This is a genomic window from Pseudomonas arsenicoxydans, from assembly GCF_006438915.1.
In the GTDB taxonomy this organism is placed as follows: domain Bacteria; phylum Pseudomonadota; class Gammaproteobacteria; order Pseudomonadales; family Pseudomonadaceae; genus Aquipseudomonas; species Aquipseudomonas arsenicoxydans_A.
The window spans coordinates 426,405-450,323 of sequence record NZ_RCZE01000005.1; the positions used below are offsets into that span (position 1 = coordinate 426,405).

14 protein-coding genes and 1 pseudogene are annotated in these 23,919 nt (G+C 61.3%); 6 read left to right on the plus strand and 9 right to left on the minus strand.

What is annotated here, in order from left to right:
• Positions 1-39: 39 nt before the first annotated feature.
• The 3 genes and pseudogenes from EAH78_RS13410 to EAH78_RS13420 form a co-directional block, all read right to left on the minus strand.
• Positions 40-9,084, minus strand: a pseudogene (locus tag EAH78_RS13410) (amino acid adenylation domain-containing protein); the annotation flags it as partial.
• 257 nt (positions 9,085-9,341) lie between these two features.
• On the minus strand, positions 9,342-10,076 hold the full coding sequence (locus tag EAH78_RS13415) for a thioesterase II family protein (protein ID WP_140667952.1): 735 nt from the start codon (positions 10,074-10,076) through the stop codon (positions 9,342-9,344).
• Between the two features lie 119 nt (positions 10,077-10,195).
• A complete protein-coding gene (locus EAH78_RS13420; protein ID WP_140667953.1) occupies positions 10,196-11,368 on the minus strand; it encodes an MFS transporter in 1,173 nt (390 codons plus the stop codon).
• A 256-nt stretch (positions 11,369-11,624) separates the two neighbouring features.
• On the opposite strand from EAH78_RS13420, the gene EAH78_RS13425 reads away from it, so the two are divergent.
• The 4 genes from EAH78_RS13425 (at position 11,625) to EAH78_RS13440 (ending at position 15,926) form a co-directional block, all read left to right on the plus strand.
• A complete protein-coding gene (locus EAH78_RS13425) occupies positions 11,625-12,425 on the plus strand; it encodes a glucose 1-dehydrogenase (RefSeq protein WP_140667954.1) in 801 nt (266 codons plus the stop codon).
• On the plus strand, positions 12,418-14,244 hold the full coding sequence (locus tag EAH78_RS13430) for a glycoside hydrolase family 15 protein (protein WP_140667955.1): 1,827 nt from the start codon (positions 12,418-12,420) through the stop codon (positions 14,242-14,244). Before EAH78_RS13425 ends, EAH78_RS13430 begins: the two co-directional genes overlap by 8 nt.
• Positions 14,245-14,587: 343 nt before the next feature.
• A complete protein-coding gene (locus EAH78_RS13435; protein ID WP_140667956.1) occupies positions 14,588-14,977 on the plus strand; it encodes a hypothetical protein in 390 nt (129 codons plus the stop codon).
• Positions 14,978-15,023: 46 nt separating this feature from the next.
• Positions 15,024-15,926 carry an alpha/beta fold hydrolase gene (locus tag EAH78_RS13440; RefSeq protein ID WP_140667957.1) on the plus strand — a complete coding sequence of 301 codons (903 nt, stop codon included), beginning with the start codon at positions 15,024-15,026 and terminating at the stop codon, positions 15,924-15,926.
• Here EAH78_RS13440 and EAH78_RS13445 read toward each other — a convergent pair.
• Positions 15,895-16,878 carry a GlxA family transcriptional regulator gene (locus tag EAH78_RS13445; protein ID WP_140667958.1) on the minus strand — a complete coding sequence of 328 codons (984 nt, stop codon included), beginning with the start codon at positions 16,876-16,878 and terminating at the stop codon, positions 15,895-15,897. The genes EAH78_RS13440 and EAH78_RS13445 overlap by 32 nt on opposite strands.
• A 90-nt stretch (positions 16,879-16,968) precedes the next feature.
• Here EAH78_RS13445 and inhA point away from each other — a divergent pair, with 90 nt between their 5' ends.
• On the plus strand, positions 16,969-17,646 hold the full coding sequence (gene inhA, locus EAH78_RS13450; protein ID WP_140667959.1) for an isonitrile hydratase: 678 nt from the start codon (positions 16,969-16,971) through the stop codon (positions 17,644-17,646).
• 290 nt (positions 17,647-17,936) lie between these two features.
• Here the strand turns inward: inhA and EAH78_RS13455 are convergent, their stop codons facing one another.
• Positions 17,937-18,425 carry an SRPBCC family protein gene (locus tag EAH78_RS13455; RefSeq protein WP_140667960.1) on the minus strand — a complete coding sequence of 163 codons (489 nt, stop codon included), beginning with the start codon at positions 18,423-18,425 and terminating at the stop codon, positions 17,937-17,939.
• Positions 18,426-18,659: 234 nt separating this feature from the next.
• Between EAH78_RS13455 and EAH78_RS13460 the strand changes: the two genes are divergently transcribed.
• The gene (locus EAH78_RS13460; protein WP_140667961.1) at positions 18,660-19,061 is read left to right on the plus strand and encodes a lysozyme inhibitor LprI family protein; all 402 of its coding nucleotides are present in this window, start codon (positions 18,660-18,662) and stop codon (positions 19,059-19,061) included.
• A gap of 131 nt (positions 19,062-19,192) precedes the next feature.
• On the opposite strand, the gene peaD is transcribed toward EAH78_RS13460, so the two are convergent.
• The 4 genes from peaD to peaA all read right to left on the minus strand — a co-directional run bounded on the left by peaD (position 19,193) and on the right by peaA (position 23,754).
• Positions 19,193-20,311, minus strand: coding sequence for a quinohemoprotein amine dehydrogenase subunit beta (gene peaD, locus EAH78_RS13465; protein ID WP_140667962.1), 1,119 nt, complete (start codon positions 20,309-20,311; stop codon positions 19,193-19,195).
• 24 nt (positions 20,312-20,335) lie between these two features.
• The gene (gene qhpC / locus EAH78_RS13470) at positions 20,336-20,659 is read right to left on the minus strand and encodes a quinohemoprotein amine dehydrogenase subunit gamma (RefSeq protein ID WP_008145336.1); all 324 of its coding nucleotides are present in this window, start codon (positions 20,657-20,659) and stop codon (positions 20,336-20,338) included.
• Between the two features lies 1 nt (position 20,660).
• A complete protein-coding gene (gene peaB / locus EAH78_RS13475) occupies positions 20,661-22,091 on the minus strand; it encodes a quinohemoprotein amine dehydrogenase maturation protein (protein WP_010458403.1) in 1,431 nt (476 codons plus the stop codon).
• An 82-nt stretch (positions 22,092-22,173) separates the two neighbouring features.
• Positions 22,174-23,754, minus strand: coding sequence for a quinohemoprotein amine dehydrogenase subunit alpha (peaA, locus tag EAH78_RS13480; protein WP_140667963.1), 1,581 nt, complete (start codon positions 23,752-23,754; stop codon positions 22,174-22,176).
• Positions 23,755-23,919: the final 165 nt, after the last annotated feature.

The following is a 23,919-nucleotide window of genomic DNA, read 5'->3' on the forward strand; positions in this document are numbered from 1 at the left end:
CAGCAGCGGCAATTCGGCGACGCGTTGCTGTGGATCGTTGGCCACCGCGCACAACAGGTTCAGCCACTGCTCGGCGAGGCGCTGCATCGACGCTTCGTCGTACAGATCCGTGGCGTAAGTCAGGCTGGCATCGAGCGCTTCGCCCTGCTCCTGGGTATCGAGTACCAGATCAAACTGGGTGGTCTGCTGCTGCCAGTGCAGACGCTCAACCTGCAAACCGGCCACGCTGCGCTCGACACTCGCGCCCATTTGCTGCTGATGGTTGTAGAGCACCTGGAACAACGGGCTGTGATTGAGGCTGCGGTCCGGTTGCAAGGCGTCGACCAATTGCTCGAACGGCACGTCCTGATGGGCTTGCGCATCCAGGGCGACCTGTTTGACCTGTTGCAGCAACGCACTGAACGGCTGCTGCCCGTCGATCTGTGTACGCAGCACCTGGGTGTTGATGAAAAAGCCGATCAGGCCTTCGGTTTCAATGCGCGAACGCCCGGCGCTGGGCACGCCGACGCTGATGCTCGACTGCCCGCTCTGGCGATATAGCAAGGTCTGGAAACTCGCCAGCAACAGCATGAACAACGTGACGTGATGTTCCTGGGCACGTTGGCGCAAACCGGCCAGCAACTCGCGATCAACGTTCAGCATCAGGCTGGCGCCGCGCTCAGAGCGACGGGCCGGACGGGTCAGTTCACTCGGCAACTCCAGCGGAGTCTGGCTGCCAGCCAGTTGTTCGCTCCACCATGCCAGTTGCCGCGCGCCCTCGCCGGCTTCGAGCCAGTCGCGCTGCCAGCGGGCGTAGTCGCTGTAGTTCACCGGCAGGCTGGCCAGATCGGCACCGTGGCCGTCGACGGCCGCCTGATACAACGTGCTGAACTCATCCACCATGACCTGCATCGACCAGCCATCGGCGGCGATGTGGTGCACGGTCAGTACCAGCACGTGTTCGTCGGTGTTCACTTGCAGCAGCAAGACGCGCCACAGCGGACCGTTGCGCAGGTCGAACGGCCGGGCGATTTCTTGCGCCACCGCGCTGTCGACCGACGATTGATCGAGCGTGCGCTGTTCCAATTGCAGCGCCAGCGTCTCATGCAGCACCGGACGCGCCTGCTGACCGTCCTGTTCGAAGGTGGTGCGCAGGGTTTGGTGACGGGCCTGCAATTGCGCGAAGACTTTGTCCAGGGCATCGAGATTGAGCGAGCCCTTGGGGCGCAGCGCAGCGGGAATGTTGTAGGCCGGGCTGTGCGGGGCCAGCTGCCAGAGAATCCATTGGCGCTGCTGGGCGTATGACAGCATCGGCGGTTGATCGGCTGGCGCAGGTTGCAGGATCGGTTGGTCGCTGACGTTCGCCAGCGCCGCACGCTCGGCAAATTCCGCCAGCGTCGCGGCTGAGAACAGGCTGCTCACCGACAGTTCGAGGTGCAGTTGCTGACGCACCCGCGAGATCACCTGAAGCACCAGCAACGAGTGACCGCCCAGTGCAAAGAAGTTGTCGTTGCGGCCAACCTGCTCCACCTGCAATACGTCCTGCCAGATCAGCGCCAATTGCGTTTCCAGCCCTTGGGCCGGGGCCACGAAGTCACGTTGTGTGTCGCGGGCTTCAACGCGGGGCAAGGCTCTGCGATCCAGTTTGCCGTTGTTGTTGAGCGGCAATCTGGCCAGCAGGATCAGATGGCTGGGCACCATGTATTCCGGCAACGACTGACGCAGAACCGCCTTGAGGCCTTCCAGATAGTCAGTTTCAGAAACCAGCGCATCACTGGCCACGACATACGCCACCAGTTGCACGCCGTCCTGAGCGATGACTGCCGCTTCGCGCACGTCCTCGCGGGCTTGCAGGCAGGCTTCGATCTCGCCCATTTCAATGCGGAAACCGCGAATCTTCACTTGATGGTCGATACGGCCGACGTATTCCAGACGGCCATCAGCGTTGTAGCGCGCCAGATCGCCGCTGCGGTACAGCCGCGCGCCTGGCTCACGGGCGAACGGGTCCGGCAGGAAACGTTCGGCGGTCAGCGCCGGGCGATCGAAGTAGCTTTGCGCGAGGCAGGCCGGTGCGCCGATGCACAGTTCACCGACGCCACCGTTGGGCAGCAACTGACCGGACGCATCCAGCACATACAACGCACGGCCGGCGATGGCGCGACCAATCGGGATGCCAAACGCATCGCTGGCATCCTCGAGACGGCATTCATGCACGCTGGACACCACCGTCGCTTCGGTCGGGCCATAGGTATTGAGCAGGCGCACATGGCTCAATCCGGCCTGATGCCACAAGCGCAAACCTTCGACCGACATCGCTTCGCCGCCGACATGCACCTGGCGCAAATCACCGAGATTGCTTATGACGCCACTAGCACATTCGCGGGCGAGCAAATACCAATAGGCCGCCGGCAAGTCCGCCACGGTCACGCCTTGCTCGACGATTTCAGCGGCCAGTCGCCCGGCGTCCCACAGCGCATCGCCGCGCATGATCAACGCCGCGCCGACGCACAACGCCGGGAAGCACTGTTCAACGAAGCCGTCGAAACTGAAGGTCGCGAACTGCAATACACGGTCTTTTGCAGACAGCATCGAGTATTCAGCAGCGGATTGGCAGAACTCGCGCAACGCGGCGTGGGCGATGGCCACGCCCTTGGGTTGGCCGGTGGAGCCGGAGGTGTAGATGATGTAGGCCAGGTCTTCGGCAATCGCATGGTTTTGCGGATCGTGTTCAGGAAAACCAGCGCTGTCGTCGAGGCTGAGACGGTGCACGCCTTGTGCATTGTCCAGCAGACCAGATTCACACAGCAGCACGTCGAGGCGGCTGTCGTCGATCATGTAAGCCAGGCGTTCGGCCGGGTAGTTCGGGTCCAGCGGTACATACGCCGCGCCGCTTTTCAGCACCGCCAGCAGGCTGACGATCAAGTGCGGCCCACGGTGCAGCGCCAGCCCGACACGTGAGCCTGGGCCGGCACCGTTTTCAATCAGGCGATGGGCCAGGCGATTGGCCTGGGTGTTCAGCTGCGCGTAGCTCAGGGACTGGCCGTCAACCTGTAATGCCTGCGCTTGCGGAGTGGCGGCGGCCTGAGCAGCGATTTGTTCGTGGACCAACAGGGTTGTGGATAACTGAGCCGGGATCGGCTGGCTGAGCGCGAGCAGCGCATTTTTGCCATCGACGTCGAGCAATTCCAGCGCGCCCAACGCCGCGTCCGGCAGCGCCATCAACTGCATCAGCAGATGCTGCAGGTTGGCCGCCAACTCAGCGATCTGCGCCGCACTGAACCGGGCCGCGTCGTAGCTGAAGTCCATGTTCAAACCTTCGCCCAGTTCGATGCCGAGGGTCAGTGGATAATGCGTGCGCTCGTGGTTGTGCAGGTTGCCGAACGACAACCCGGCCGGTGCGCCCTGCTTCAGCGCTTCGGCGACCGGGAAGTTTTCGAACACCAGCAGGCTGTCGAACAGCGCCGCGCCCTGCTGCCCTGCCCAGCCCTGAATGTCATAAAGCGGCACATGCTCGAACTCGCGCATGGCCAGGTTCAACCCTTGCAACTCGCCCAGCCATTGGCTGACGGTTTGCGCAGGCTTCATCGCGCAGACTAGCGGCAGCGTGTTGATGAACAGCCCGAGTTGTTCTTCGATCCCCGGCAGCGGCGCCGAACGACCCGCGACGGTGGCCCCGAACACCACGCAATCCTGACCGGTGTAGCGGTGCAGCAACAGGCTCCACGCCGCTTGCAGCACGGTGTTGAGGGTGACTTTCTGTTGCCGGGCGAACTCGGCCAGACGCTGGGTGGCGCGGCGGTCGAGGGCGACTCGATACGCTTCGCTGCCCTCGGCGCCCACGGGCGGACGCAAGGCTTCGGCGAGCAAGGTGGGCGCTTGCAGCGGCGCCAGCGCGGCTTTCCAGAACTGCTCGCCAGCGACGGCCGATTGCTGCTGCAACCAACCCAAATAATCGCGGTATTGCCCGGTCGGTGCCAGCAGCGATTGCCCGGTGGCGTAATGCTGGATCACTTCGGCCAGCAACTGCGCGTTGCTCCAGCCGTCCATCAAAATGTGGTGGCTGGTGTAGATCAGGTGCCAGGCGTCAATGTCGGTACGAACCAGCTTCAAGCGGAACAGCGGCGCACTACTCAATTCGAAACCGTGGGCGCGTTCGGCATCGGCCAGCGCATCGGTGTCGGTCGCTTCCAGCACCTCGAGCGGCAACGCCACCTGACGGACAATCGCCTGATGCGCGGTGTCGAGGCCTTGCCAGTGGAAGCTGCTGCGCAGGATGTCGTGACGCTCCAGCGCGGTTTGCCAGGCCTGAGCGAATCGCTGCGGATCAAGGCCTTGAATGTCCAGGCGCAACTGACTGATGTAGGCGCCGACCTGCGGTTCGTAGAGCGTGTGGAACAGCATGCCCTGTTGCATCGGCGACAGCGGATACAGGTCTTCAAGGTTTGCGACCGGCAATGTGTGGAGTTGCGTCTGGCTGATGCGCGCCAGCGGGAAGTCCGACGGCGTGGCTTGCGGCACTTCAACGGCGCAGCAGTGTTCGATCAGCGCCGTCAGCTCCTGCGCGTAGTCGTCCGCCAGACCCTGGATGGTCGCGGTGTCGAACATCTCGCGGCTGAAACCCCAGCTCAGCGACAACTCGCCGCCGTAGACCTGGCCTTCGACGATCAGCCAGTTACCCAGCGGCGCCGACGGATCCTGCGCCACGCCATTACCTTCGTTGGACGGCACGAACATCGCGGCGTCGTCAAACTGACGGTCGAACTGCCCCAGGTAGTTGAAGGTAATGCGTGGTTGCGGCAATGCGGCGAGTTCGGCGCTCATCGCCGGGTCGCCGAGGTAACGCAATGCGCCGTAACCGAGGCCCTTGTCCGGCACGCCGCGCAGGTGTTCCTTGATGGTTTTGATCGATGCGCCGAGATCGCTCGAGGCCATCAGATTGACCGGGAACAGGCTGGTGAACCAACCCACGGTGCGGGTCAGGTCGATGTCGTCGAACAGATCTTCGCGGCCATGCCCTTCGAGCTGAATCAGCGCGCTGCCCTGCCCGCTCCAGCGGCAAACCGCGCGCGCCAGTGCGGTCAGCAGCAGATCGTTGACCTGGGTGCGATAGGCCGCCGGGGCGTGTTGCAGCAGTTTGCGGGTGTGCTCGGCGTTGAGCTTGAGTTCGATTTTGTGTTCGAAGCGGTTTTCCAGCGCGCCGTTCGGGCGGTCGCAGGGCAGATCATTCGGTGCGTTGTTCAGTTGGGTCAGCCAATAACCGAGGCTGTTTTCAAAGGCCGGAAGATGGTTTTGCAGACGAGCGACCCAGCGCTGATAACTGCTGGTTTTAGTCAACAACACCTTGCCGCCGCTGTAGAACTGCTGAAGGTCCTCCAGCAGCACGCGCCAGGAAACACCGTCCACCGCCAGGTGATGAATCACCAGCAACAGGCGTTGTGTACCGTCAGCCATCGCCACCAGCAGCGCGCGCATCAGCGGGCCATTGTGCAGATCGAGGCTGCGCTGGGCTTCGTCACAAAAAGCGCTGAGCTCGTCGACGGAGTGCGCCTGACGCTGCCACAGCACCGACTCGGTGGTCGGCGCGGCGTAGGTTTGCTGCCAGCCATCAGCGGTCTGCTGATAACGCAGGCGCAAGCTGTCGTGGTGGCTCAGCAATTGCTCAAGGGCACGGCCCAGCGCCCCGGCGTTCAACAACTCGCGCGGCACCAGCAGCAGCGACTGGTTCCAGTGCTGGCGCTCCGGGATAGGCTGTTCGAAAAACCACTGTTGCACCGGCGCCAACGCCACCGCGCCCACTGCCGGAGCTTGATCGATCAACACCTGTTCGCCGCTGCGGGCTGCTTGGGCGAGGCTGCGAATGGTCTGGTGCTGGAACAGATCCTTGGGGCTCAACACGATCCCGGCCTGACGCGCGCGGCTGACCACTTGCATGGACACGATGGAATCGCCGCCCAGTTCGAAGAAGTTGTCTTCCAGACCGACGTTGTCGACGGCCAGTACGTCCTGCCAGATCGCGGCGAGGGCTTTTTCCAGTGCGCTACGTGGCGCAACGTGGTCGCGTTGTTGCTGTGAACCGTCAACCGCCGGCAAGGCTTTACGGTCGAGTTTGCCATTGGGGGTCAGCGGCAGGTGATCGAGGAACAGCAGGAACGCCGGCACCATGTAGTCCGGCAAATGCAGGCGCAGTGCAGCTTTCAGCGTTTCACGCTGAGTCGCTTGAGCGTCGATATCGCTCAGCAACGCGGGATCGTGCGGCACGATGTAAGCCACCAATTGCTGGCCGCTGACCCCGTCCTGCGCCAGCACCGCCAGTTCGCGCACCGCGTCCTGCTGCAACAGCCGCGCTTCGATTTCACCCAGTTCTATGCGAAAGCCACGGACCTTGACCTGATGGTCGATGCGCCCGACGTATTGCAGCGTGCCGTCGGCCTGATAGCGGGTCAGGTCGCCGGTGCGATACAAGCGTTCACCGTTGCTGGCGAACGGGTTCGGCACATACTTTTCGGCGGTCATGCCCGGCCGCGCCAGGTAACCGCGGGTGATGCCCGCGCCGCTCAAGTACAGCTCGGCAGAGACGCCTTGCGGCACCGGTTGCAGGTCGGCATCCAGCAAATAGCTGGCGGTGTGTTTGAGCGCACGACCGATGTTTGCGTGGCCACCGGCCTCGCGGCGGGTCCAGGTCGAATAAGTGGTGTCTTCCGACGGGCCATACAGGTCGTAGACATGTTCGACGTTCGGCTGCTGATACAACGCATCAACCAGGCTCTGTTTCAACGGTTCCCCGGCGAGGTTGATGATGCGCACACTGGGCGGGATCTGCCCGTCGCGCTGCAACGCATTGATCGCGGACGGTACCGTATTGATCAGGCGCACCTGATCCCGCGCCGGCAGTTGCGGCAATTCCAGGGCGTTGCGGGCGATGATCAGCGAACCGCCGTTGGCCAGGGTCACGAACAGTTCCCACACCGACAGGTCGAAGCACACCGAGGTCGAGGCCAGCACGCCTTGAATGTCTTCGCGGCTGTAGACCGATGCCGACCAGTCGATCAGCGCCAGCACGTTGCGATGGGCGATGGCCACGCCTTTGGGTTTGCCGGTGGAGCCGGATGTGTAGATCACATAGGCGAGGTTGTCCGGCGTGACGCCCGTTTTCGGGGCGTTTTCCGGGTATTCGGCCCATGACATGGCGTCCAGCAGCAACACCTGCGTGTCGGCTGTCACGGTCAATGTCACGGCGAACGATTGCTCAGTCAGCAACACCAAGGCGCGGCTGTCTTCGAGCATGTAAGCGACGCGTTCGGCCGGGTAATCCGGGTCCAGCGGCACGTAGGCGCCGCCGGCCTTGAGTACCGCGAGCAAGGCCACCAGCAGGTTTTCCGAGCGCTGCATCGCTACGCCGACGCGGACTTCCGGGCCAACGCCCATTTCGATCAGTTTGTGCGCCAGGCGATTGGCCTGGACGTCGAGTTCTGCGTAAGTCAGCTGCGTTGCACCGCAAGTCACGGCCAATGCATTCGGACTGACCGCGACTTGCTGGCTGATCAGTTCATGAACGCACAGGTCTTGCGGGTAGCTTTCGTCGGCGTGATTCCAGTCATGCACGATGCGCTGGTATTCCGCGCTTTCCAGCAGCGGCAAATCGCTGATGCACTGCGTCGGATCGCTGACCATGCCGTGCAGCAGACGCGTCCAGTGCTGCGCCATGCGCGTGATGGTGTCGGCGTCGAACAGGTCGTTGGCGTAGGTCAGCGCCGCATGCAGCTTGCCGCGCTTTTCATTGGTGTTGAGGTCATAAGTGTCGAGGGTCAGGTCGAACTGCGTGGTTCGCCCTTCCCACTCGATCACGCCCAGCGCCAGGCCGGACGCCGTGCTAACCGTGGCAATGTCCGCGACGTGCGGTTGGTGGTTGTACATCACCTGGAACAGCGGCGTGTGGCTGAGGCTGCGTTCCAGTTTCAGCGCTTCGACCAGACGTTCGAACGGCAAATCCTGATGGGCCTGGGCACCGAGGGCGGTTTCCTTGATGGCGCGCAGCAAGTCGTCGACGCGGGTCTGGCCGTCGAGTTGCGTGCGCAGCACCTGGGTGTTGACGAAGAAGCCGATCAGGCCTTCGATCTCGGCGCGATTGCGGTTGGCAATCGGCACGCCGACGCGGATGTCGGTCTGCCCGGTGTAGCGATGCAGCAGCGCGTTGAAGGCGCCGAGCAACAGCATGAACAGGGTGATGTTGTGTTTCTGCGCGGTGGCGCGCAGTTGTTCGGCCAGTTGTGCGTCGATGGCAAATTCGTAGCGAGTGCCGCGATAGCTCGGCATTGCCGGGCGCGGGTGGTCGGTGGGCAGTTCCAGCACCGGGTGTTCGTTGCCCAGTTGTGCTTGCCAGTAGTCGAGTTGGCGCGCCTGCTCACCCGCTTCCAGCCAGCGGCGCTGCCACAGGGCGTAGTCGCTGTACTGGATCGGCAATGGCGCGAGTTGCGGTTGTGCGCCCGCGTCGAACGCGTCGTAGCAGCGGATGAATTCGTCGATCAGCACGTTCATCGACCAGCCGTCGGACACGATGTGGTGCAGGGTCAGCAGCAGCACGTGTTCCTGATCGGCGAGTTTGAGCAGGGTGACGCGCAGCAAAGGGCCGACTGACAGATCGAACGGCAGTACCGATTGCTGCTCGGCCGCTTGCGCAACCGCGAGTTCGCGCTCCGTGACCGGGAGCGCGCTGAAATCCACCTGATCGATGACCAGCGGCGCGCTGGTCGGCACTTGCAGCAAGCTGTCGTCGGCCTGGCGCTGGAACACAGTGCGCAGGGTTTCGTGACGCTCAACGAGGCTGGCGAATGCGTGCTCCAGCGCGGGCAGATTCAAATGCCCGGTCAGGCGCACAGCGCCCGGCAGGTTGTACGCGCCGCTGTGCGGGTCCAGTTGCCAGAGAAACCACATGCGTTGCTGAGCGTAGGACAACGCCTGGCGATCCTCGGCGCAGGTGTCGGCCGGGATGGGGAAACGGGCGAAATCAACGCCCTCCTTGTGCAAGGCCGCAAGGAACATCTGGCGCTTTTCCAGGGGCAACCCGATAAACCGGCGAGCAAGTTTCAAGGAGTCTTCAGCATTCATTTCTAAGCATCCGGATCAGTGGCGGGAAGCACAAAGGCACGTCGTCCCTATAAAACGAATGCACACCGGAAAAATTAACGAATGAGAACAAGTATCAGGAAGGAGATAGAACGCGGAGTCTGAGGATGCCAAAAATCCAATTGTGGGAGCGGGCTTGCTCGCGAATGCGGTGGGTCAGCCAACATCAATGTTGAATGTTAAACCGCATTCGCGAGCAAGCCCGCTCCCACAGGGTTCGCGGGTAATTTGAGAGTGCGTCAAGCGCTGGCGGCCATGGCGTGGCGGCGTTGGTGGATGTCGAGCTGATCCTTGATCACCCGCAGCACCTTGGCCTCGTGCTCATGAATGAAGAAGTGACCACCACTGAGCATGTCCACGGAAAAACTGCCGAGGGTTTCCTTGCTCCAGCCGATCAGCTGTTCAGTGGTGGCGCGATCAGCCTTGCCGCCGAGCACGTGCACCGGGCATTTGAGCAAGGGGCGCTGCTGTGGTTCGAAGCGTCCGCACAGCAGGAAGTCCGCCCGCAGGACCGGTAGCGTCAGGCTCATCAGCTCTTTGTTAGCCAACACTTCCTCGCTGGTGCCGTTGAGCGTACGCAGTTGCTCGATCAGCTCGGCATCGGTTTTCGGCTCGGCAAAACCTCGATCATAATCAGCGCGCATCGTCGGCGCGGCGGTGCCTGAAGCGAACAGCGCCACCGGCTCCGGGCAACCGAGCGAGCGCAACGCATGGGCCATTTCACAGGCGAGCAAGGCGCCCAGGCTATGGCCGAATATCGCGTAAGGGGTTTTCAGTGTGGTGATGTGTTCATGCGCGAGTTGCAGCGCCAGGCGCCGCATGTCGGTGTGCAACGGTTCGCCAAAGCGCGCGCCACGGCCGGGCAGTTCCACCGGTTGCAGTGTGAGCCACTCCGGCAGTTTGCGCCGCCAGCGGCTGTAAACCATGGCGCTCGCGCCTGAATAGGGCAGGCACAGCAATGTCAGCTGGGTCACCGGGCTTACCTCGAAAAGTTGTCTATCAAGAGAACGGATGAGTGCCGCCGGGAATTAGTCGTACACATCCCCTGTAGGAGCTGAGCTCGCGAGCAAGCTCAGCTCCTACAGGGGGGGCTTTATTTCAAATGGCGGAAGCTTTGGACGGCAGAAACGAGGACCACCAGGCCTGCCGCTATCGCCACCCAAAACCCGCTGCGTGCCCCGAACGCATCCACCAGCCACCCCGAACTGGCCGCGCCAATCGCCACGCCAATACTCAGCCCGGTGACCAGCCAGGTCAGGCCTTCCGTCAGCTTGGCCGGCGGCACAATGCGCTCAACCAGGGCCATGGCGACAATCAAGGTCGGCGCAAAAAACAGCCCGGCCACGAACACCGCCAACGACAACCCGAGAATGTTGCTCGCCAGCAACAACGGCAGCGTCGTCACCGCCGTCGCCACCCCGCCGTACAGGAACAATCGCGGCAACGGCACCTTAGAGCGCAAGGCCCCGAACGCCAGCCCGGCCATGCAGGAACCAATCGCATACACCGACAACACAATACTCGCCGCCGCCGGTTGGCCCTGCTGCTGGGCGAAGGCCACGCTGACCACATCGACCACGCCAACAATGGTGCCCATGGCGACCATCAACAGCATCAACACCTGGATCTCGACAGAACGAATGATCGAGCCTAGATGGTGTTCTTCATAGGGATGAATGGCTGGCTCGGTGTCGCGTTGCAGGACGAACGCTGTGACGCCGATCGCCAGCATCAACAACGCCGCGAGCGGCCCGGCCTCGGGGAACGCCACCACGCACAAACCCACGGACAACGGTGGCCCTACGATAAAGCAAACCTCGTCCAGCACCGACTCCAGGGCATAGGCGGTTTGCAGTTCAGGCTGGCCGCGATAGACCTCGGTCCAACGCGCCCTCACCATGGCCGACATGCTCGGCATGCAACCGGCCAGCGCGGCGAACACGAACAGCGTCCAGTGCGGCGCCTGCAAACGGGCGCACAGCAACACCAGCAACAACGCCCCGCCACCGATCAACGCCGAGATCGGCAAGATCCGACGTTGCCCATAGCGGTCGACCAACCGCGAGACCTGTGGGGCGCAAAAGGCCGTGGCCAGAGCAAACGTCGCCGCCACGGCACCGGCCAGTCCATAGCCACCCTGCAATTGCGCGAGCATGGTGATCAGGCCGATGCCGGTCATGGAAATCGGCATGCGCGCGATCATGCCGGCCAGCACGAAGGCTCGGCTGCCGGGAGCTTTGAACAGAGCGCGGTAAGGATTGGCCATGGCTTGCGGGTCTCGACAGGGGTCTGCAAATTGCCATAAGGCTGATTGAGGGGAAAGCGGGGAATTGTTGGTTGAATGTGAAGGCCCCTTCGCGAGCAGGCTCGCTCCCACGCTGGATGTGTGAACGACGCAACCCCTGTGTGGGAGCTTGCTCGCGAAGGGGCCACAACCATCACCCACATCATTCCAGCAAATGAACTCTAGAGCGCTCAAACCGGTCAGCTAGTTAGGCCCTCACCGCAAGGCGCTAACCTACATGCAAATCTCTCTCGCCCGCCAAGTCGCCTTGATCACCGGCGCCAGCTCCGGCATCGGCGCCGGTGCCGCCAAAGCCTTGGCTGCTGCCGGGGCCGCCGTGGTGATCAACTACAACTCCCAGCCTGCTCCGGCCGAAGAATTGGCCGGGCAGATTAATGCAGAAGGCGGCCGCGCCATCGCCATCGGCGCCGATGTCTCCAAAGAAGCAGACGTCGAACGGCTGTTCGCGCAAACCCTCGATGCCTTTGGTTCACTGGACATTCTGGTCGCCAATTCCGGCCTGCAAAAAGACGCCAACGCGGTGGACATGAGCCTCGATGACTGGAACCGGGTCATTGACGTCAACCTCACCGGCCAGTTCCTCTGCGCTCGCGCCGCGCTGCGTATTTTCAACCGGCAAGGCGTTCGCGAAGGCGTGTCCCGTGCTGCCGGCAAAATCATCCACATGAGTTCAGTGCACCAGCGCATTCCCTGGGCCGGTCACGTCAATTACGCCGCGTCCAAGGGCGGCGTGGACATGCTGATGCAAACCCTCGCCCAGGAAGTCAGCCACCAGCGCATTCGCATCAACGGCATCGCACCGGGGGCGATTCGCACGGCGATCAATCGGGCGGCCACCGAAGGGGCGGCCGCTGAAGAACTGCTCAAACTGATTCCTTATGGCCGTATCGGCGACGTCGAAGACATCGCCAACGCGGTGGTATTTCTCGCCTCAGATGCTTCCGACTACATCGTCGGCACCACCCTGTTCATCGACGGCGGCATGAGCCTCTATCCGGAGTTTCGCGGCAATGGCTGATCTTCATCCCGAACAACAAAGCGCCATCGACGCCCACGGCATCATCGGCGACATGCGCAGCGCAGCCCTGGTCAACGACAAGGGCAGCGTGGACTTTTTCTGCTGGCCGGAATTCGACAGCCCGTCGATTTTCTGCTCCCTGCTGGATACACCCGAGGCCGGTATCTTCCAATTGGCGCCGGACTTGCCCGATGCTCGCCGTGAGCAGATTTACCTGCCAGACACCAACGTGCTGCAAACCCGCTGGCTCAGTGATCGCGCGGTGGTCGAAATCACCGACCTGCTACCCATCGGCGACACCGAAGACGATCTACCGCTGTTAATGCGAAGGGTCCGGGTGGTCAGCGGTGAGGCGACGTTTCACATGCGCTGCGCCGTGCGTCATGACTACGCTCGCGCCAGCACCCGTGCGCGGATGGACAAAAAAGACGTGACGTTCGAGGCCGCCGATCAACCGTCCATGCGTCTGTCATCGGATCAGGTAATGCGAGTTGATGGCGATGCAGCGGTGGCCGAATTCACCCTGAAGCAAGATGAGAGTGCGCAGTTCCTGCTCGGTGGACTCGACGACCCGCGCTTCAAGGGAGGTGCCGCCGACCTGTGCCTGGAGCGCACCCTGAAGTTCTGGCGCGACTGGATCGGTCAGTCCAACTATCGCGGTCGCTGGCGGGAAATGGTCAACCGCTCGGCGCTCGCCCTGAAGCTCCTGACCTCGCGCAAACACGGCGCCATTCTCGCCGCCGCCACGTTTGGCCTGCCGGAAACACCGGGCGGCGAACGCAATTGGGATTATCGCTACACCTGGATTCGCGACGCGTCGTTTACCGTCTACGCGTTCATGCGCCTGGGGTTTGTCCAGGAAGCCAACGATTACATGCGCTGGCTGCGCGGTCGGGTCAGCGACTGTCATGGCAAGTCGATGAAACTCAACATTCTCTATGCCATGGACGGTCGCCAGGAACTGCCGGAAATCGAACTGTCGCACCTGTCCGGACATGGCGGCGCGACGCCTGTGCGCATCGGCAACGGCGCCTGCGATCAGGTCCAGCTCGACATCTTCGGCGAGCTGATGGACGCGGTCTACCTGGTCAACAAGTATGGCGAGGCCATCTCCCATGAAGGCTGGAAACACACCGTGGACGTGGTCGATCAGGTGTGTGAAACCTGGCAACAGAAAGACGTCGGCATCTGGGAAATGCGTGGCGAGCAGCATCACTTCCTGCACTCGCGACTGATGTGCTGGGTCGCACTGGACCGCGCCATTCGCCTCGCCTCGAAACGCTCACTGCCCGCCCCGTTCGCCCGTTGGGACCAGATGCGCCAGGCCATCTACGCCGACATCTGGGAAAATTTCTGGAACGAAGAACGCGGCCATTTCGTCCAGCACATCGGCGGTACCGCCCTCGACGGCTCGATGTTGCTGATGCCGCTGGTGCGCTTCGTCAGCGCCAAGGACCCGCGCTGGCTCGCCACCCTCCAGGCCATCGAAAAAACCCTGGTGCGCGACGGCATGGTCTACCGCTATCGCAACGACGACAGCCGTATCGACGGCCTCGACGGCACCGAAGGCGCCTTTGCAGCGTGTTCGTTCTGGTACGTCGAATGCCTGGCGCGGGCCGGTCAGGTGGAAAAAGCCCATCTGGAGTTTGAACAGTTGTTGAGGTATGCCAACCCGCTGGGGCTGTATGCCGAAGAGCTGGACAGTCATGCACGACATCTGGGGAACACGCCGCAAGCATTGACGCATTTGGCGCTGATCAGCGCGGCGAGTTTTCTCGATCGGAAATTGAGTGGGGAGAAGGGTTTTTGGCAGCCTTGAGACCGAGGCGGCGCCTTCGCGAGCAGGCCATCAGCCACAGGACCATTTACCGACAAAGCCTGTCAGAAATTTCCCGTTTTGCACTGCCGCTTGTAGGAAGGAAGCTTACCCACAAGAGGCTTAAACACACTCCCAAGACATACCAACCCAACGCTGGCGAGCATTTGTGGGCACTTGGGCAAAACCTCCTACAAAAATTAAACAAACATTCCCTCTTCATCCCAGCACACCCCATTCCTACGGCCCGAAATACCTTGTTGCCAGTCGTTACATCCCCCCCTAACATCCAGCAACAACGGGTACAGCGGAGCTGTCCAACAAAACCCGAATTCAAGGAACCTGAATGAGCCAGCGCATCCACCGCAGCATCGACTCCCCACTCCGGTCCGGCCTGAACCGCGATGAACTGTGGGAAGGCCCGGACAAAGGCCTGATCAAATGCTGGGAAATCGGCCGCCAACGCGGCGCCCGTTTCCCCAACCTCGCCCAACGCAGCCTTGCCGGGGAGCTACCGGTGTTGGGCTGGAAGGGGGGCGTCAGCCGCAGCCTGAAAAAACTCGAAAAATACGGATCTCTCAAATACCTAGCGCAGTGGCAGGGTTTGCGCGGGGAGGATCTGGATGTTGATTTGGCTGAAGAGCGGGCGTTGGAATGCTCCCGGACGGGCATGGTGGTGACGTTTACGCCGGATCGGTCGAAGTACTTTAATCAGGTGGCGGAAGTGGAAGCTTAGGGAAGTAGGCTTCAAGCCGCTCGAAACAACCGCACTGGAGTATCGAATGACCGATGACGCGTTGATCCGCTATTCCCTGACCCCAAGCCTGAAAATCGCTTACGAGGAACACGGCCCAACGACCGGCGATCCCGTCATCCTTCTTCACGGTTTCCCCTACTCCCCGCGCGCCTACGACGAAATTGCCCCGGGCCTCGCCGCCGAGGGCTACCGCGTCATCGTCCCGTACCTGCGCGGTTACGGCCCGACACGCTTCAACAGCCCCGACACCTTGCGCTCCGGCCAACAGGCCGCTCTCGCCCAGGATTTGCTGGACTTGATGGACAAGCTCGCCATCCGGCAAGCCGCCCTCTGTGGCTACGACTGGGGCGGTCGTGCAGCGTGCATCGTCGCGGCGATGTGGCCGGAGCGGGTGCGTTGCCTGGTGACGGGGGATGGTTATAACGTGCAGAACATCCCGCACTCCACCGAACCGCGGGACCCGGAGACGGAACATCGCTTGTGGTATCAGTACTATTTCCACACCCCACGCGGGGTAGAAGGCCTGACGAAAAATCGCCGAGGTTTGTGTGAATTGCTCTGGAAGCTGTGGTCACCGACCTGGATCAAAGGCCCAGCGTTGTACCCATTGAGCGCGCCGGCGTTCGACAATCCGGATTTCGTCGAGGTGGTCATCCAGTCTTACCGCCACCGTTTCATGTATGCCCCAGGTGATCCGGCGCTGGAATGGATGGAACAAGCGCTGACTCAACAGCCGCCGATCAGTGTGCCGACGATCTCCCTGTGCGGTGCCGACGATGGCGTCGGGCCGGCACCTGACATTGATGATGACAGCGAGCATTTCACCGGCCCTTACGAGCGGCGTGTGCTGGCAGGCGTCGGTCATAACATTCCCGAGGAAGCCCCCGAGGCGACGCTCAAAGCATTACTGGATCTGCTGCAACGCTGACCGAAAACCGCTCGCGATAAGCCTGCGGTGTCACGCCCATGGCCCTTAGAAAATTGCGCCGCAGCGTTTCTTCGCTGCCAAATCCGCATTGCACCGCCACTCGTTTGATCGGTACGCCGGTGTCGCTGAGCAAGCGTCGCGCCGTTTCAACCCGGATCAACTCAATGGCGCGCGCCGGGGTTTGCCCGGTGTCGGCGCGGTAGTGGCGCACGAAGCTGCGTTCGCTCATGCCCGCCTGCAACGCCAGAGTGGGAATGCCGAGGTCTTTGGTCAGATTTTCACTGATCCAGGCATGAAGGTCGTCGAAGCGGTCGCCTTCCTTCTGCAAAGACAACGTCACGCTGAACTGTGACTGCCCGCCCGGACGCTTAAGGAACACCACCAGTTGTTGGGCGACTTCCAGGGCCATGTTGCGCCCGAGGTCCTCTTCGACCATGGCCAGGGCGAGGTCGATGCCAGCCGTGACCCCGGCCGAGGTCCAGACCGGTCCGTCGTTGATGAAAATCGGATTGGGCTCGACCTGCAAAAGAGGATGCTTCTGCGCCAACTGCTCGCAACGGGTCCAGTGTGTGACCACTCGCCGACCATCGAGCCAACCGCTGGCCGCCAGCAAAAACGCCCCGGTGCACACGGATGAAACCCGCCGACAAGAAGCAGCGTGTTCGCGCACCCAGGCCACCAGCGCCGGGTCTTCAGCCGCCGCGTAAACACCCCAGCCACCGGCAATCACCAGCGTGTCACTTTCACCTGTGGGCAAGGACTCAGCCAACAGCGCCAGCCCCGCCGACGACATCACCGCCCCGCCGCCGCTGGCAATCACCGTCGGCGAATAAGGTGGCGGCAAGCCTTTTTGGCGGGCAATGTCATTGGCCGAGGCGAAAACCTGCAAAGGCCCGGTGACGTCGAGCAGTTGCACATTGGCAAACGCGAGCACGTGAATGGTTTTCGGCATGATTGGCGTAATTCGTGGGGTGATTGGCGGATACGCCAAAGCCTACGAGCCTACAGTGAAGACGTCCACCCACTTCAGGAGAAATAAGCCATGACGTTGCAGATCGGTTTTCTGTTGTTTCCGCAGGTTCAGCAACTCGACCTGACCGGCCCTTACGATGTGTTGGCCTCATTGCCGGACGTGAAGGTGCATTTGATCTGGAAGGACCTGGTGCCGGTTACCGCGAGCACTGGCCTGGTGCTTAAACCGACCATGACGTTCGACGATTGCCCGGCGCTGGACGTGATCTGCATTCCCGGCGGCGGTGGCGTCGGGCCGTTGATGGAGGATGAAGAAACGCTGGCGTTCATCAAGAGGCAAGCCGCTACCGCGCGGTATGTCACGTCGGTCTGCACCGGTGCGCTGGTGCTCGGCGCCGCGGGGTTGCTCAAAGGCAAGCGGGCGACGACGCACTGGGCCTATCACGAGTTGCTCAAGCCACTGGGCGCGATCCCGGTGAAGGACCGGGTGGTGCGCGACGGCAATCTGTTGACCGGTGGCGGGATTACCGCAGGGATCGATTTTGCCCTGGCCCTGGCGGCAGAACTGTTTGATAAGGACACGGCGCAGTTGGTGCAGTTGCAGCTGGAATATGCGCCCGCACCGCCGTTCCAGTCGGGCAGCCCTGAAACGGCATCGCCGAGTGTCCTGGCCGAAGCGCAGCGCCGCGCAGCCGCCTCGCTTGAGTTGCGCACGCAAATCACCGAACGGGCAGCATCTAGGCTCTAAGCGCTGTCAGACTTTTCGACAGGCGAAAAAAAACCCGCCGAAGCGGGTTTTTCCCAAGACCATTGTCGACTCCCTGTCGGTAGCCAATCCTTGCTGATGGTCGATCATCCGTGATCCTGAAGCGCTTCCTGTGCTTCAGTTGATGGGGCTAGATTACGTGTCGGATCCAATTTCCAAAAGACGACATAGCTACCATCGCGTGTAAGACATTCGCTATACCTACCCCTCCGGAAACCCTTAGATGCCTCAGGCTTACAGGCTGGAGACCTTGAGGTCAGGGGACTTCAGCCTTAACCACCTTCACCCTCGTGGGCTTTGGCGCTTTCGGTCAGAAACTGTTCGATGTTGTTCATCTGATCTTCCCAGCCACGGCTGTCCATGCGGAACGCCTTTTCGCGACGCGCTTGGGGGATGTGATCGAAACCGGATTCGGACACTTTGAGCAGTGTGCCGTTGTCCATGTCTTCGAGCTCGAATTTGACCAGCGTGGTCGGCTCCTGGGAATAGTCGACGTCCGGGTGGATGGCGTACGGGTGCCAGCGAAACGAAAACAACCGCTCTGGTTCGACCCGCTCCACCAGCACATTCCACAGCAAGTGCTCATACCCGGGATAGGTGACCTGCCCCTGAGTCCACTCACCGGCGACGAAACGCTTGCCTTCCAGCGCAACGCCAAACCACTGCCCGAACGCTTCGGCATTGGCCAGCACGCGCCAGACGTGCGAACGCTTCGCCTTGAGCAGGATTTTCCTTTCGATGCGATCTGATGCTGGGTTCATAAGTCACCTCCTGTACTGAACAGTAGGTCAGTAACAACCACAAGACCAACCCTAAAATTGTACCAATCGCTTGTTGCGATCAACCATGCCTGGAATATTCGGCCTTATTTGTGCGCATAAGTTCGGGTTTGCGGGCGAGTCTGTTGCTGGCAGCGACGCGCGTTCTGTCGGTGCAAGCCCTTGGCGATTCGCTACACTGCCCCGCAATTTCCTCTGCCACAGCGAGTTTCCGTCATGTACTCACGCTTTTTCCTGACGCTGGCGCCAGTGTTCTTCACCTCAATGGCATTCGCCGCGGATTGCGACAACGCCACTGACCAGGCCACGATGAACCAGTGCGCAGCGCAACAGAACGCGGCGGCGGACAAGGAGTTGAATGCGCTGTACCAGCAAATCACCACACGTCTGAAAGCTGAACCCGACAGGAAGAAGTTGTTGGTGGGCGCGCAACGGGCGTGGGTTGCATTTCGGGATGCCGAGTGCAAGTTTTCGGCGTCGGGGGTGGAAGGGGGCAGTGTGTATCCGTTGGTCTACAGCGGCTGCACCACTGACTTGACCAAGGCGCGGGTTCAGACGTTCAGGAATTATCTGAAGTGCCCGGAAGGGGATGTGGGGTGTCCGGTGCCTGGGGCTTGATGGCTCTGTGATCTTTGAGGGCCCCTTCGCGAGCAAGCCCGCTCCCACATTAAACCGAATTCCTCCAGATGGAATGCGATCAAATGTGGGAGCGGGCTTGCTCGCGAAGGCGTCAGATCAGGCAAAAATGATTACCGGACAAACACCTGCGCCGTAGTAATCGCCATATCCCCACCCGGCATTTTGATGCTGCCAATCTGCTTCAAGCTGTCGGCATCAAAAATCGCCACGTCGTTAAACGTCCCGGCCAGGTAGATCTTGCTGCCGTCCTTGTTGAAGGAAATGCAGTAGTAGGAATGATCCAGCGTCGCCGCCTGAAGCATTTTCTTTTCCTTGATGTCGTACTTGGCCAAGCGGTTGAGCACCCCGAACATCAGGTTCGGGTCCTTCGGCGAGCGCATGCCGCTGAAGTAGATTTCCGTCAATGGGCCGAAGTCGGTGGTTTCGGTCTTGCCGGTTTTCAGGTCAATGCTGAACAGCCCGTAGAGGTATTCGGCGGTCAACGGGTCCTGCTTCTTGTCCTTGAATTTCGCGGCGGTGTAGAGCAGCGAGAAATCATGGCGATACGTCTGCTGGTTCCACACGTAGAGCACGTCGGGCGCGCTGTAGTTCGGGCGTTTCCAGTGACGGCTGGGGATCAGCACGTCGAACTTGCCGGTGTTCACATTGACCTTGTAGACGTCTGCCCCGGCCACGTACAACGTGCCGTCATCGCCACTCTGCATGATGGTCAGCTGCCGCGGCGCCGGGAAACTGCGTACCGGTTTGGCGTCCATAGCGGCGTCTGTCTTGTACACATCGAGCCGCGGCTGCTGCACTTCGTAGCGGTCATTGAGCATCAATGTCGGGTTGGCGATGGCAAACAGTTCCTTGCCATCGTGGCTGAGGGTGAAGGCGAACATCGACTTCGCCTTCTCGCCCGGTTTTTGGGTGATGCTGGCGTGGAACACCTGTTTGCAATTGTCCAGTTCGACGCCGTAGACATCAGCGTAGTGGTTGTTCAACACGTAGGCGGTCTTGCGGTCCGGCGACAGTTGCACGGTGCCGGGGCCGAAGGCGTCGGGCATCTTGCAGGTCTTGAACAACGTGTCGGTGGCCAGGTCGATCACGTTCAGGTTGTTCGGGTAGTTGGTGGTCAACATGTACTCGTGACCGTCTTGCAATGCTGCATTTTCATCGGCCAGAACAGTGAGCGAACAAGCGCTCAGGACGGCGAAAGCGGCCAGGCCGCAGGCTTTGATGCTGTGCATGCTGGAATCCTTCTTCTTAACTGATCACTTGTCTTTGGGGAAGACAGTGCCGAGGTTGCGCCAGTTTTCGTTGGACGCCTGGGCATCCTTGTTCCAGTCCGGGTAGGTGCTCATCATGTCGGGCACCTGGGCCGGCCACCAGCACGGGTCGGAGCAGCCATAGAGGTCGGCTTCCATTGGCTGGCACAGCGACGACACCCCGCCGAACGCATCGATTTCCCAACCCGGGTCGGTGGTCGAGGCGCAGCCCGCCACAGAGCTCATCGCCACCACTTCTTCGATACGGTTTTCGGCCGCAGCCTCGTCCAGTTTCAGCGCTTTGTTATTGATTGCCTTGAGATGTTTCATATCAGTGAGCCTTGCGCGGAGTGATGTAGCTGCTGATAAACGCAGGGTTATGGGCCATGATCCGGGTGTAGACCTCGATGCCGAAGTCGACCCAGTCACGCATCAGTTCGCAGTAGTGATAGGTCGGGTGGGTCGGGTCGCCGTACCGGGCGTAGCTCTCGTGGTAGCAGCCGCCGGAGCACAGGTTGCGGATCTGGCAGTCCTCGCAACCGGTGTTGGTGCGGTCGAGGCGCTGGGACAGGAAGTCGTTCAACTCCACCTGTTTGACGCCGCTGTGCACGTTGCCGAAGGTCGGCAGGCTCGAACCGGTAAAACGGTGGCACAGGTTCAGTTCGCCCTTGTGATCCACCGCCAGCATCTTCAGGCCCGCGCCGCACGGCAGGGCTTTTTTGTGGCCTTCGTGGATGTCGGTGATCAACTGGTGCAGGTTGGAAAAGCCGATGTTGCGGTGTTCCAGCGCTGCTTCCAGGTAACGCCGCCCCAGCCTCTTCATGCTGGCGAAGACTTCGATCAGCTCGTCGCTGGACAGGTTGAAGGTGCTGATATCACCGGACGTCACCGGGGCAAAGCCGACTTCGGCAAAACCCAGTTCGTTGAACAGGTGATCCCAGATGGTTTCGACGTCGGTGACGCCGGTGGTCAACGTCACTCGCGCACCGACCGGACGACTGTTGTAGCGCGACAACAGCATCTCAGCCTTGCGTCGCACCACGTCATAGGTGCCCTGCCCGCCCACGGTGATGCGGTTGCGGTCGTGCACGGTTTTCGGCCCGTCGATGCTCACAGAGAGCCCAAAACGGTGGGCATTGAGGTAGTCCACGGTTTCTTCGGTGAGCAGCGTGGCGTTGGTGGTCATGACGAACTCGACGAACTTGCCGGCTTCGCGGAAACGCTTCTCGCAATAATCGACCATGTACTCGATCAGCTTGCGGTTGCTCAACGGCTCGCCACCGAAGAACACCACGGTGAAACGCTCTTCGTCCGGGGATTCGCGCAGCAGCATTTCCACCGACGCGACCGCCGTTTCGACGTCCATTTTCTTGCCCGCCGACGGCTTGTCGAGGTCTTCCTTGTAGCAGTAGGTGCAGCTCAGGTTGCAGCCGGTGTTGACGTTAAGCACCACGGTATTGATCGCGGTGCGCTCCACCCGTTTGGTGCCGATGTCCGGGGTCAGTGGCGAGCCGTCGCTGACCAGTTCCAGAGACATCAACTCACGCAAGGTCTCGGTGATTTCCTCGCCGTTGAAACGCGAAGCCAGGCGCTGGATCAGGTCCTCCGACGAACAGCCGGGGCCGCGCAAGGTATCGATGATGGTGCCGGTCAGCTCATCACTGGCGAACAGCGAACTGCTGGGGATGTGAAACAGCATGCGGTCGGCATCGACGTGCACTTCGTGCAGGTTTCGTTCGACCAGATTCAAAATAGCGCCCATTGCAACCTCCTGTGCAAACCCCGTTTGACGGGGCCTGCGATCATTCCGAAAAAGTGTCTGTAGCCTTTTTGGATCAGCCAACTTATGGAATGGGTGGATTGTTCCAGCGTTGCACGGTGACGATCATGTGACCCTCGCCGGTCAGGGATTTCCCTGCGTCGTCGACGGCGGCGATCACCTTGAGGTTGCCGGCATTGTTGGTGGACATCTTGCGTTGCGGGTTCGGCCCGGCATCGCCCGGTGTGAACACGCCGCTGTCCGCCTGCATGGTGCCGGCGAACTTGACGTCTTCGTCTTCCTTGGCGCGGTCATCGAAGGCCTCGACTTTCCACTGCGCCGGGAATACGCCGATGCGATATGGCTTGCCGTCAGCGCCCTTGCCCCAGGCTTCGGCGTCGAAACGGCCCTGGACTTTCGGCGTCGAACCACCGCCCTCGCCGATTCGCGCCACCGAGAATTCAGGCACGACTTTGACTTCGGCGATGCTGCTGTAGACCGACAGACTCGGGCCTTTCAGTGTACCGACGGTGACCGCGCGCACGCCGGGTTGGGCATTGGCCGCGGCCTTGAGTTTGACCTTGATCCGCTCAGGGCTCTGCTCGACGATTTCGACCACTTCCACGCCTTTGCCGAAATTCGGTTTGCCGCTGAGACCGCTGCCGATCAGCGTCACTTCCGTTTCACTGCCAGCCTTCAGGTATCCCGGTTGCACCGCCAGCAGACGACTTGAACCCTGTTTGGCAGCGACGAAGTCCAGACCGCGCTCGTCGTGCTCAGCTTCGAACATCCGGCCCTGCATCGCGTTGCCTTGGGCAGCGAACACCTGGCGCATGGTCACGCCGTCGATGGTCACGTTGCCGCGCCATTCGTAGCCGGTGTAGAGAATCGCGCTGCCGTCGCCGTTGAAAGGGCTGCCATCGGCGTACTCACCTTTGACGCTGACCTTGAAGGTGTCGCTGCCATCGGCCGTGACGCTCATCACGCCGGCCAATTCACCCTTGCCTGGCAAGTGGCCGCTGAAACTCCAATCCCCCACCAGTGCATTGCTTTTCGGTGCAGCGCTCTGCCATTTTTTCCACGCAGGATTGTCCAGCGGATAACGTTTGGCCAGCAGCGGCACCATGTCTTTGCGGGCGATGTCGAACCAGTCGCGGTCGCGGGCCAGGGCCTGGTATTCGAGGGACGGCCATTGGCCGAGGTGGAAGTTCACCAGGCGTTCCCATTCCTCGGCCGGACGCCGTTGCAGGGCGACCCGCGCACCGGAGTGGCAGCGGCCACACATCTGGCTGGTCTGGTCGTCGAATTTCTCGACGGTATTGAGTCGGCGCTCCAGCGCATAGCGCACGCCATCGGTCTCGCTTGGGGCCAGGCCCTGGGTGTCGGCCAGGTACTTGACGAGGGTGCGGCGGTCGTCATCGCTGATCTGCAAACCGTGCATGGTTTGCATCCGGGCGATGCTCATCAGCCAGCCTTCCGGGGTCTTGCGCTGGTGGCTGATGCGACTGAGGGTGTTATTGGCTTCAGGGGTGTGACAGCCCTGACACGTTTCCTTGAGGATGGTCTGGGCGTCGCGGGCTGCCAGGCTGTCGGGCGAATGCAGCGCCACGCAAGCGGCCACGGCCAGCAGGCTGGCGCTCAGGCCTGATCGGAGTTTTCTCTTCATCAACGTCGAACCTCGCACGGTGCGTTCTTATTGTTGTGGCTTATCGTTTTTATGGTTTCTGCCGCCGGCTTTGATCCGCTGACGGAGGCAAGAGAAACGTCTGCGATGAGCAATACACGGAGCGTGCCAGCTTACCGATGTTGTTTTTTATCAATCAGTTGCGTG